Annotated in this window: 9 protein-coding genes; 5 read left to right on the forward strand and 4 right to left on the reverse strand. The window is 59.4% G+C overall.

Annotated elements, in window-relative coordinates; genetic code table 11:
* Positions 1–111: 111 nt before the first annotated feature.
* Together nifJ and cdaA are read right to left on the reverse strand one after the other, a co-directional pair.
* Positions 112–3,723 carry a pyruvate:ferredoxin (flavodoxin) oxidoreductase gene (gene nifJ / locus ACTO3O_RS05495; protein ID WP_297831250.1) on the reverse strand — a complete coding sequence of 1,204 codons (3,612 nt, stop codon included), beginning with the start codon at positions 3,721–3,723 and terminating at the stop codon, positions 112–114.
* Between the two features lie 131 nt (positions 3,724–3,854).
* Positions 3,855–4,631 carry a diadenylate cyclase CdaA gene (gene cdaA, locus ACTO3O_RS05500; RefSeq protein WP_294593898.1) on the reverse strand — a complete coding sequence of 259 codons (777 nt, stop codon included), beginning with the start codon at positions 4,629–4,631 and terminating at the stop codon, positions 3,855–3,857.
* Between the two features lie 196 nt (positions 4,632–4,827).
* Here cdaA and ACTO3O_RS05505 point away from each other — a divergent pair, with 196 nt between their 5' ends.
* Both ACTO3O_RS05505 and ACTO3O_RS05510 read left to right on the forward strand, forming a co-directional pair.
* Complete coding sequence (locus ACTO3O_RS05505; RefSeq protein ID WP_297624142.1) at positions 4,828–4,950, forward strand: hypothetical protein; 123 nt, start codon at positions 4,828–4,830, stop codon at positions 4,948–4,950.
* A gap of 69 nt (positions 4,951–5,019) precedes the next feature.
* On the forward strand, positions 5,020–5,172 hold the full coding sequence (locus ACTO3O_RS05510) for a hypothetical protein (protein WP_297831245.1): 153 nt from the start codon (positions 5,020–5,022) through the stop codon (positions 5,170–5,172).
* Between the two features lie 1,383 nt (positions 5,173–6,555).
* Here the strand turns inward: ACTO3O_RS05510 and ACTO3O_RS05515 are convergent.
* Positions 6,556–7,587 (reverse strand): homoserine O-acetyltransferase family protein, encoded by a 1,032-nt coding sequence (locus ACTO3O_RS05515; protein WP_297831791.1) that lies wholly within the window; start codon positions 7,585–7,587, stop codon positions 6,556–6,558.
* An 85-nt stretch (positions 7,588–7,672) separates the two neighbouring features.
* Here ACTO3O_RS05515 and ychF point away from each other — a divergent pair, with 85 nt between their 5' ends.
* On the forward strand, positions 7,673–8,776 hold the full coding sequence (gene ychF / locus ACTO3O_RS05520) for a redox-regulated ATPase YchF (protein ID WP_294594584.1): 1,104 nt from the start codon (positions 7,673–7,675) through the stop codon (positions 8,774–8,776).
* A gap of 88 nt (positions 8,777–8,864) precedes the next feature.
* Here ychF and ACTO3O_RS05525 read toward each other — a convergent pair whose 3' ends face one another.
* Positions 8,865–9,818 (reverse strand): NAD(P)-dependent oxidoreductase, encoded by a 954-nt coding sequence (locus tag ACTO3O_RS05525; protein WP_297831794.1) that lies wholly within the window; start codon positions 9,816–9,818, stop codon positions 8,865–8,867.
* A gap of 9 nt (positions 9,819–9,827) precedes the next feature.
* On the opposite strand from ACTO3O_RS05525, the gene ACTO3O_RS05530 reads away from it, so the two are divergent.
* Both ACTO3O_RS05530 and ACTO3O_RS05535 read left to right on the forward strand, forming a co-directional pair.
* Complete coding sequence (locus ACTO3O_RS05530) at positions 9,828–10,037, forward strand: hypothetical protein (protein WP_297831797.1); 210 nt, start codon at positions 9,828–9,830, stop codon at positions 10,035–10,037.
* Entirely contained in the window at positions 10,022–10,279 is a 258-nt protein-coding gene (locus tag ACTO3O_RS05535; protein ID WP_297831800.1) for a hypothetical protein, read from the forward strand. Before ACTO3O_RS05530 ends, ACTO3O_RS05535 begins: the two co-directional genes overlap by 16 nt.
* The last annotated feature ends 618 nt before the right edge of the window (positions 10,280–10,897 follow it).

Genomic DNA, 10,897 nt, shown 5'->3' on the forward strand with positions numbered 1-10,897 from the left:
GCTGTGTGCTTCCGAACAGCTTCCAAATGCCGCACCGGCATTCAAAAAGATTCGAATCACACAACCGTCTAAGCATTGTTACCAATGACTTAGCACGTCATACGATTACGCCTACTTCGCCGCCCCTACTTCCGCCGCAGCAGCTTCGGTCGCCTCCGCAGCCGCGTCGTAGTGCATCGCCGCATAACGCTTGTAGCTGTTATACCGCCACTTAGCATTCTCTTCCGAAGCCGCAAAAAGTTCCTGTGCTTCCTGCGGGAAAGCTTTCAAGAGCGAAGTGTAACGCACCTCCTGATGGATAAATTCCTGGAACTTAGACCAATCCGGTTCTTTGGAATCGAGGGTGAACGGATTTTTCCCTTCCTGTTCCAACAGCGGATTGAAACGCCACAGGTGCCAGTAACCGCATTCCACCGCCCGTTTCTCGGTCAGCTGCGAAACGCCCATCCCGTTCTTGTTCCCGTGGTTGATACACGGCGCATAGGCGATAATCAGCGACGGCCCCGGGAATGCTTCCGCCTCCTTGAGCGCCTGGAAATACTGGCTGTGATTAGCCCCCATAGCGACCTGAGCCACATAAACATAGCCGTAGGTCATCACCATCGCGCCCAAGTCCTTTTTGCGAATCCGTTTACCGGACGACGCGAACTTGGCCACCGCCCCGACCGGCGTAGCTTTGGAAGACTGGCCCCCCGTATTGGAGTAGACCTCGGTATCGATCACCAGCACGTTCACGTCCTCGCCCGAAGCCAGCACGTGATCCAACCCGCCGTATCCGATATCGTAAGCCCAACCGTCGCCGCCGAAGATCCACTGCGATTTCTTGATCAGGTACTGCTTCAGTTCCTTGATCTGCCGGCAGTAGTCGCACCCGCAAGCCTCAACGAGCGGCAGGAGTTTGTTGGTCGCTTCCACGGAAGCCGCCGAACTGTCCTTGCCGTCGATCCACGCCTGCATAGCCGCCTTGAGTTCTGCCGAGCAATCCGCGCAGTTGGCAATCGCGTCGGTCATAATCTGTTTCAGCCGGTCGCGCATCTTTTCGACGCCGATGTGCATCCCGAGACCGAATTCGGCGTTGTCTTCGAAGAGCGAGTTGGCCCAAGCCGGCCCGTGTCCCGAAACCTGATCCGGGCAGTACGGCGTCGAAGGCGCGGAACCGCCGTAAATCGACGAACAACCCGTCGCATTGGCCACCATCATCCGCTCGCCGAAGAGCTGGGTGATCGATTTGATATACGGCGTCTCGCCACACCCGGCGCAAGCCCCCGAGAATTCGAAGAGCGGCTGGGTGAATTGCAGGTTTTTCACATTCTGGGTCTTGTCCACCGCCGTAGACTTGTAGCCCACCTTGCCGTGCAAGTACTCCCAGCGCGGTTCTTCCGCCGGCAGCAGCGTTTCCATCGGCTCCATCACCAGCGCCTTGCCTTTCGGTGCCGGACATACGTTGGCACAGTTGCCGCAACCGGTACAGTCGAGCGGCGAAACCTGAATCTTGAATTTGTACTCTTTGAGCGCCCCGTTCCCCTGGATGAACGGCGTCCCTTCCGGCGCAGCCGCCGCCTCGGCTTCCGTCAACAGGAACGGCCGAATGGCTGCGTGAGGACAAACATAGGCACACTGGTTACACTGGATACAGTTTTCGGGTTTCCAAGCCGGAATAGCAGCTGCAATCCCCCGCTTTTCATATGCCGCCGTACCTGCTTCCCAAGTTCCGTCTTCCCGGCCGGTGAATGCCGATACCGGCAGATCGTCCCCCGCCAAAGCGTTGATCGGGTCGACAATTTTCGAGATAAATTCCGGACGCGACGGGTCGGCAGCCTTCGCCGTAACGGTAATCGACGCCCACTCTGCCGGCACTTCGACCTTCACCACATTCTTCCCCCCCGCATCGACCGCAGCGTAGTTCTTGTTCACCACATCCTCGCCCTTCTTCCCATACGATTTGTAGATGGCTTTCTTCATCTCTTCCACCGCCTGGTCGTACGGAATCACCTCCGAAACCTTGAAGAAGGCGGACTGCATGATCGTATTGGTCCGCGACCCCAGCCCCAGTTCCGACGCGATCTTCGTAGCGTTGATGATATAGAAGTTGATATGATGTTCCGCCAGATATTTTTTCATATCGTCCGGCAGGTGTTTCTTGGTGGTCTCTTCATCCCACACGGCATTCAGCAGGAACGTCCCCCCGTCTTTCAAACCCTTGAGCAGGTCATACTTGCCCAGGTACGACGGCACGTGGCAGGCCACGAAGTTCGGCGTGGTCACCAAATAAGTGGAACGGATCGGCCGATCACCGAAACGCAAGTGCGAAGAGGTATACCCGCCCGACTTCTTCGAGTCGTAAGAGAAGTATGCCTGACAGTATTTATCCGTCGCCCCGCCGATGATCTTGATGGAGTTCTTGTTCGCCCCCACCGTCCCGTCGGAACCCAACCCGATGAACCGGGCTTCATAGGTGGAAGCGTCCCCGGCAGCCACTTCAGCACCCACCGGCAGCGATTTGAAGGTCACGTCGTCCACGATCCCGACCGTAAACTGGTTCTTGGGTTCGTTCTGGGCCAGATTTTCGTACACGGCGATCATCTGGGCCGGCGTGGTGTCTTTCGACGACAGCCCGTACCGACCACCGATAATCAGCGGTTTCCGATCGGCCGGCATATCCTTGCGGTTGGCGAACACTTCGACCACGTCCAGATACAACGGATCGCCGTTGGCCCCCGGCTCTTTGGTACGATCCAGCACGCAGATACGTTTCACGGAATCCGGCAACGCCTGCAAGAAATACTTCACGCTGAACGGCCGATACAAGTGCACCGACACCAAACCCACCTTCTCTCCCTTCGCACGCAACATGTCGATCACCTCCTTAATGGTCTCCGTCACACTGCCCATAGCAATCACCACATGGGTCGCCTCCGGATCGCCGTAGTAGTCGAACGGATGATATTCCCGCCCGGTAATCTGGCTGATTTTGGCCATATAGTCCGCCACCATATCCGGCACGGCGTCGTAGAATTTATTCGCCGCCTCTCTACTCTGGAAGTAGATGTCCGGATTCTGTGCCGTCCCGCGGGTCACCGGATGTTCCGGATTCAAAGCCCGTTCGCGGAAGGCCTTCAAAGCGTCCATATCGATCAGCGATTTCAGCGCTTCGGTATCGAACTCTTCGATCTTCTGAATTTCGTGCGAAGTCCGGAAGCCGTCGAAGAAGTTGATGAACGGCACCCGCCCCTTGATTGCGGTCAAATGCGACACCGCCGAGAGATCCATCACCTCCTGCACCGATCCGCTGGCGAGCATGGCAAACCCGGTCTGCCGCGCGCTCATCACGTCGGCATGGTCGCCGAAGATCGACAAGGCCTGTGCGGCCAATGCCCGGGCCGAGACATGGAACACCGCCGGCAAAAGCTCCCCGGCAATTTTGTACATGTTCGGAATCATCAGCAACAACCCCTGCGATGCGGTATAGGTGGTGGTCAACGCCCCCGCCTGCAACGAGCCGTGCACAGCCCCTGCCGCACCCGCTTCGGACTGCATCTCCTGCACGCGGACGGTTTCGCCGAAAATGTTTTTCTTCCCTGCGGCCGCCCATTCGTCCACATACTCCGCCATGGTCGAACTCGGCGTGATCGGATAGATCGCCGCCACTTCGCTGAACATGTAAGCGATGTGCGCAGCGGCATAATTCCCGTCACAGGTAATGAATTTCTTCTGATTTGCCATTGCTATCGAAATTGTTGAAATAATTTACTTACGGTAAGCCAACTCCTGACGCGCCTGCGAGAGCGTCTCTCCCGCGACGAAACACGCGCCCGATTGGACAAAGTTACGGAAAATTTCGGCTCGGCGGGTCGCTAAGCCGATAAAATCCGGTTGAGCCGTTCGACCAGCGCCTCGGCATCGGCCACGGTGACGATTTCGCCCCCCTCGGCGACGGAGATCTTCCCGCGTTCTTCGGAAACCACCACCACGACGGCGTCGCTGTGTTCGGTCAGCCCGATGGCGGCGCGATGCCGCATCCCGTAGTGCTGCGGAATATGCGGGTTGTCGGACGAAGGCAGAATACACCGGGCAGCATGAATCCGCCCCTGTCGGATAATCACGGCGCCGTCGTGCAACGGGCTGTTCTTGAAGAAGATGCTCTCGATCAGCCGCACGTCGATCCGGGCATCGATCGTGTCTCCGGTCGCGGCGTAGGCTCCCAGATCGCCCTGCCGCTCGATACAGATCAAAGCGCCGGTATAGGTCGCGGCCATATTCCGACAGGCTTTGGCGACCTCTTCGGTCCACTGGAGGTCGCTCCGGACGCCGGCCGACCGGAAGATGCGCCGCACGAAGCGGTTCTTGGCTTTGGCATAGCGGCTCCCGAGCAGCAGGAGGTATCGCCGGATCTCTTGTTGAAAGACGATGATCAAGGCGAGTACGCCGACGCCGATCACTTGCCCCATAATGGAGCTGAGGAGGGTCATGTTCAAGGCTTTGACGACGACCCAAAGGAGGTAAACGATGAAGATTCCGGCAAAGATGGTCATCACGGAGGTACCGCGGATCATGCGGTAGACTTGATAAAAAAGCACGGCGACGACCAGCACGTCGATGATGTCGAGGACGGTGATACTGATAAAATCCATAGGTTTTCTCCTCCCGGGGTGAATCGGCCGGAATTGTGTCGGTAAAGATACGATTTTTCCGTTTCCGGCGGTTCGGAGCGCGGTCTCAAAGGAGTTGCCGGCGGTTTTCGGTGGAGTCTTTTTTAGGGAGAGAAGCGCCCCGGGCTTCCGCGGCAGCGGAGAGGGGGCGCTGTGGAACATCGGCAGCAACGGTTATATGTGGCAGTCAGCTGTCAGGGCGTTCAACGGCACGAATCTGGGTTTCAGTCCTTCCTGGCTATTCTCCAACGGATCGGATTATCGCGCCTACGGTTTTCAGTTGCGTTGCCTCTCGGAATAAACGGGGGTAAAGGCGGCCAGTAAAACACCCTGTGGGTGCGCCCCGGGCTACCGCCATTCGCACTCGGGGATGCTGGGGGGCTTGGGTTATCACGGCTTCAACTGGTCTTCGACAACATACAACGACAACGGGATGTATCTGGATTTCAACACAGAGAACCTCTATCCCAGCGGTGCGAATCGTCATGCCTACGGTCTTCAGTTACGTTGCCTCTCGGAATAAACGCGCCCAAAGGGCGTTTTAATGGCAGCCTCTACCCCAATATTAGACAGCCTCTACCCTACTTTTGAATTGAATCCTGCGGTTCGCAGAACCGCCCGGGCCGGAGCCACCCCAGGCGTAGGCCTGCAACTTCGCAAAGCTTGTTTCCGGCCACGCTGGCTCCGACCCGCGAAAGCACTCTCCCCTTCCCATTTATTCGCGCCGGAAGCGGTAGGACACCCGGGAGATGCTGTCGTGAGGTAGAGGCGGCTAGTAAAAGACGCTGTGCGTCCCTCCCGTGGGGAGACTTCGGCCCGCACGGCTCTTCGAGCCGCAAGAGCTCGGCCCATTCACCGCCCCCATTCTTGACAGTTCGTCCTCGGCGCGCCCCCTCGCGCCGGTGCCTTCGGGCACTCCGATTGGGCAGCCTCTACCCCAATAAGAGGACGGCGATTCCTCTCGGAACCGCGCTACTCGCTCTCGACCTATAGCAGTTCGCCACCAACGGAGAGCAGCAACGAGCTCCGACAAGTTACAGCCCACCGCGTGGGGTGGCGGCGAACTGCGCGGCTCAAAGAGCCGCAGAAGCTCGGCCCATTTGGTTTCGGACTTTCGTCCAATTCTGTCGGGTGCGGGCTGCGGCGTCCGGCCCGGGCATCGAAGATGCCCCGCCGCAAGCCCGGCGGCTCTGCGAGCCGCAAAAGCTCAGCCAACAGCTCGGCCCAGCGCGGCGCGAAAACCGATTGCGGTTTTCGCGCCTGAAGAACAGACACAGCCCCAAGCTCGACCCAGTTCTCCGCCCCGTGTCCGCCTCACTGCGGCTCCGCTGTCGCTCCGCCGCATTTTGCCGTCGCCCGCTGGGATTTCATCTCGATTTTGCTGTCGCAAAATGAGTGAAATCCCTCTTTAAGCGGGCGGGCGACGAATGTTTGCGCGAAGTTCGTTGTCCGCGCGCCTGCGCGATTCATTCTATTTCGGCTCTCCGCCGAAATAGTTGAATCGCTTCTTTAAGCGGCGGCGCGCGTCTTTGGTCACAGGAGGGTACTGCCCTTACGCCGGGCGGGCGCACCCTTCGGGTGTTTTATTGGCAGCCTCTACCCCAAGACAGCCTCTACCCCCGTTCTTTGTCCGCGCGCTGGCGGAAATCTTATTCAAACGCAAAACACGCGTTTGAATGATTTCCTTTTCCAGCAGTCGCGCGCGGTCGAGCTTTGTTCGCGCGCCTTGGGAAATCTTGTCAAAACGTGCCAGCACATTTTGACGATTTCCCTCCTAAGGCGTGGCGCGCGGCTTTGGCTACGAGAGGGTACTGTTCTTTTTGTGAACAAAAAGAACAACAAAAAAAAACTTTTGAGGATGCTCACGCATCCTCAAGCGCCGGCGGCCCTAACTAATGCCGCCGCCTCACAGATACTCCTTTAAGATACGTGTCAACTGCGGCGTCTCGATCAGGAAGCCGTCGTGGCCGAAATCCGAATGGAGCGTATAGTAATCCGCCCCGATCAACCCCGCCATCTCCCGCACCTCCGGCTCCGTAAACATCATATCCGTATCGACCGACAAAACGACCGTCTTTGCAGCAATCCCCCCCAACGCTGCCTCCACTCCGCCCCGGCCACGCCCCACGTCGTGCGAATCGAGCGCCTGCAACAGCCGATAATAACAGTGCGCATTGAACCGCCGGCGCAGCTTCTCGCCCTGATAACGCTGGTAGCTCGATGCCCGGAAATCCCCCAGTTTGTCCGTCTCCGGATCGTGCTGCGTGCGATTGAAAGCCGTCGAATTGCGATAGATCAGCATCGACATCGCCCGAGCCGCCGCCAACCCCGCCGCCCCGCCGTCGAGCCGCCGGTCGAGAAACGTCGGATCGGCCTCGATCGCCAGCCGCTGCGCCTCGCTGTCCGCCACGATCCACGGCGTCGTCCGCGGCAGCGTCACCGTCAGCGCCAGCGTGTCGAACAATTCAGGCTCGGCGATCGCCCACTCCATCGCCTGACATCCCCCCGTCGACCCCCCGATCAGCATCCTGACACGCCGGATTCCCAACGCCCTGCGGAGCTCCCCGTAAGCCCGCACCATATCCCGCATCGTGATCTGCGGAAAATCGAGGTACCACGGCTCGCCCGTCGCCGGATTCGTTGAAATGGGCGAAGTCGAACCGTAAGGAGAACCCAACTTATTGGCACAGACGATAAAATAACGCGTCGGATCGAGCAGCCCCCCCTCGACCACCGTCCCCGGCCACCACTCCGCCACATCCGAATTGGCCGTCAACGCGTGGCACACCCAGATGACATTGTCGCCCGCCACATTCAACGTGCCATAAGTGTGATAAGCGAGCGTCACGGAGGGCAGCTCGCCGCCCGCTTCGAGCGGAAAAGGGCGATCGATCGTGAAAAACTGCGGCGCGCGGCCGGCATATTCGGCGTAGTGCATAAAGGTCAGTCCGTTTTTGGAATCCGAAGAGGCCCAAAGATAGGGAATTTTCAGTATCTTTGGGGCCTCTAAAACAGCGAATAACATGGCTCTTCAATGCGGCATCGTGGGTTTGCCGAACGTCGGGAAATCGACCCTTTTCAACTGTCTGTCGAACGCCAAGGCCCAGGCGGCCAACTTTCCGTTCTGCACCATCGAACCGAACGTCGGGGTGATCACCGTACCGGACGACCGGCTGACGAAACTGGTGGAGATCGACAACCCGAAACGCGTCGTGCCGACCACCATCGAGATCGTAGACATCGCCGGACTGGTCAAAGGGGCCTCGAAAGGCGAAGGGCTGGGGAACAAGTTCCTCGCCAATATTCGCGAGACGGACGCCATTATCCACGTTCTGCGGTGTTTCGAGAACGGGAATATCACCCACGTGGACGGCTCGGTCGACCCGGTGCGCGACAAGGAGATCATCGACACCGAGCTGCAACTGAAAGACCTCGAAACGGTCGAAAACCGGCTCGGCAAGGTGCAGAAACAGGCGCAGAGCGGCGGCGACAAGGCGGCCAAACGGCTCTACGAAATTCTGATACGCTACAAGGAGGCGCTGGAACAGGGACTTTCGGCGCGGACGGTGGTGTTGGATAACAAAGAGGATGAAAAATTAGCGGCGGATTTATGCCTGCTGACCAACAAGCCGGTGCTCTACCTCTGCAACGTGGACGAGGCTTCGGCAGCTACCGGGAATGACCATACGCGCGCCGTGGCGGAGGCCATTCAAGCGGAGGGGGCGCAGATGCTGATCGTGGCGGCGGCGACGGAGGCGGACATCGCAGAATTAGAGAGCTACGAGGAGCGACAGATGTTCCTCGCGGACCTGGGGCTCGAAGAGTCGGGGGTTTCGCGCCTGATCCGGGCGGCGTATGCGCTGCTGAATCTCGAAACCTACTTCACCACGGGGCCGGACGAGACGCGGGCGTGGACGTATGCCCGGGGCACGAAGGCGCCTCAGGCAGCGGGAATTATCCACACCGACTTCGAGCGGGGTTTTATCCGGGCCGAGGTGATCAAGTTCGCGGACTATGTGGCGTTAGGCTCCGAAAAGGCGTGCCGCGAGGCGGGCAAGATCGGGATCGAGGGCAAGGAGTATGTGGTGCAGGACGGAGATATCATGCACTTCCTGTTCAACGTCTGAGCCGGGACGAATCGCCTCGGCGGGCGGTTCGAAACGATTTAGGCAGGCCTCACGGCCTGCCTTTTTTATTCCGCCTCCCCAGCCGACGTCAGACGACCCGGTCGATCTCGGGATCGCCGGCGAAGAAACGCATCACGTTCCGCGCGGCATGGGCGCTCATCTGCTCGCGGGTCTCGACCGTATTGGTGCCGGTATGAGGCGTGAGTACGATGTTGTCCAGCGTAAGCAACTCGGGCAACACGCGGGGTTCGTTTTCGAAGACGTCCAGCGCGGCTCCGGCGATCTCGCCGCTGCGGAGCGCTTCGGCCAGCGCCGCGTTATCTACCACAGCACCGCGAGCGGTGTTCACCAGCAGGGCGGTCGGTTTCATCCTCCGAAACTGCTCGGGGCCGAACAGGTGGCGCGACTCGTCGGTCAGCGGGGTGTGCACCGACACGATATCGGATTCGCGCAACAAGGTGTCGAAGTCAGCGTATTCGACCTCCAGCGCACGCTCTTCCTCCGCGGGCAACGACCGACGGTTGTAGTAGAGCACCCGCATGCGCGAAGCGGCGGCATACCGTCGCAAGGCTTTGCCGATCCGTCCCATCCCCACGATCCCGAGCGTTTTGCCGTAGAGCGAGGTTCCGAGATTATCCATAATGCCCCATTTCGCCTCGCCGCGGCGCAGGTCGCGGTCGCATTCGGGTATCCGGTGAGCCACGGCGAGCATCAGGGCGTAGGCGTGTTCGGCGGTGGGTTTGAGCACGGGCGTGGGGTTGTTGGTCACGACGATGCCGCGCCGTTGGGCGGCGGCGAGGTCGATATTGTCGTACCCGACGCCGTAGCTGGCGATGATTTTCAACCGGGGCGCAAGGGCCATCATCTCGTCGGTGACTCGCAGTGCGGTGGAGGCGATCATGCCGTCGATCCGGGGCAGGAGCCGCTGGAACTCCTCTTTCGAAAATCGTTCTTCGCACGGGATGAGCACTTCGAATTGCGCCTCCAACTCGGCAAAGTGTTCGCGCGGCAGGCGGTGGGTAATCAGTATGGTCTTTTTCATGGTTCGAGAATGGTTTGTTTTTTCTTCGGCAGACCCGCCCCGGGCTTCCGTGGTCGTTCGGAAGGAGCAATCGGCGTCGCCGGCAATTCGGGATACTGCTGGACGAGCACGATCCGCGAAATTTACGGCATGTATTTACATTTCAGCATGGTCGAATTCACGGACAGCGGGGCGAACAGTCGGGCTTACGGTCGTCAGTTGCGTTGCCTCTCGGAATAAACAGGAAGGCGGAGGCATTTAGGGTAGAGGCGGCCCGTAAAACGCCCTACGGGCGCGCCCCGGGCTACCGCAGCAACGGGAATGCTGGTACTCTGGGGGGCGTCGGCAACTACGGCTACAGCTGGACATCCATGGTCAATGGTACCAATGGCATGAATTTGAGTTTTCATGTAACATGGCTCAATCCCGGTGGCGCATACTACCGCAGTTACGGTTATCTGTTGCGTTGCCTCTCGGAATAAACGGGCCGCGGGCCCACGGTGGGCAAAGGGCTGGAGCTACCCTAATTGCGTTTTGAGTGCATCCCTGCGGTTCGCAGAACCGCGCGGGCCGATAGCCTCCCCCAGCGGGAGGCCCGCACAGCGTCTTTTGCTGGCAGCCTCTACCCAAAGCAGCGCAGGCTCCGGCCCGCTGCAAGCCCGGCGACCCTGCAAAAGTTCAACCCCAGCCCCTGTCGGGTTCTTCCTCGGCGCGCCCCCCACGCGCCGGTGTCTTCGGGCACTCCGATTGGGCAGCCTCTACCCCAATAAGAGGCCGGCGATTCTTCACGGAATCGCGCTATTCGCTCTTGACCTATAAGTTCGCCGCTGGGGTGGCGGCGAACTGCGCGACCCTAAAGGGTCGCAAAAGCAACAACCCATCCACCGCCCAAGGCTGTCGAGTTCGGCCTGTCGCCCATCCCCCCGAAGCCGCTACGCGGCTTGGGCGACAAGGCCGGCGACCCAAAGGGTCGCAAGAACCAGCCCAAAGCTCCGCCCTGTGTCGGCCTCACTGCGGCTCCGCTTTCGCTTCGCCGCATTTTCGTACACCGATCTTTGTCCGCGCGCCTTGGGAAATCTTGTCCAAAGCGCAAGTCGCTT

The sequence above is a fragment of the Rikenella sp. genome (assembly GCF_056799795.1).

Coding starts and splice junctions, on each gene's coding strand:
- nifJ (WP_297831250.1), bottom strand. CDS start 3,723: ATGGCAAATCAGAAGAAATTCATTACCTGTGACGGGAATTATGCCGCT.
- cdaA (WP_294593898.1), bottom strand. CDS start 4,631: ATGGATTTTATCAGTATCACCGTCCTCGACATCATCGACGTGCTGGTC.
- ACTO3O_RS05505 (WP_297624142.1), top strand. CDS start 4,828: ATGTGGCAGTCAGCTGTCAGGGCGTTCAACGGCACGAATCTGGGTTTC.
- ACTO3O_RS05510 (WP_297831245.1), top strand. CDS start 5,020: ATGCTGGGGGGCTTGGGTTATCACGGCTTCAACTGGTCTTCGACAACA.
- ACTO3O_RS05515 (WP_297831791.1), bottom strand. CDS start 7,587: ATGCACTACGCCGAATATGCCGGCCGCGCGCCGCAGTTTTTCACGATC.
- ychF (WP_294594584.1), top strand. CDS start 7,673: ATGGCTCTTCAATGCGGCATCGTGGGTTTGCCGAACGTCGGGAAATCG.
- ACTO3O_RS05525 (WP_297831794.1), bottom strand. CDS start 9,818: ATGAAAAAGACCATACTGATTACCCACCGCCTGCCGCGCGAACACTTT.
- ACTO3O_RS05530 (WP_297831797.1), top strand. CDS start 9,828: ATGGTTTGTTTTTTCTTCGGCAGACCCGCCCCGGGCTTCCGTGGTCGT.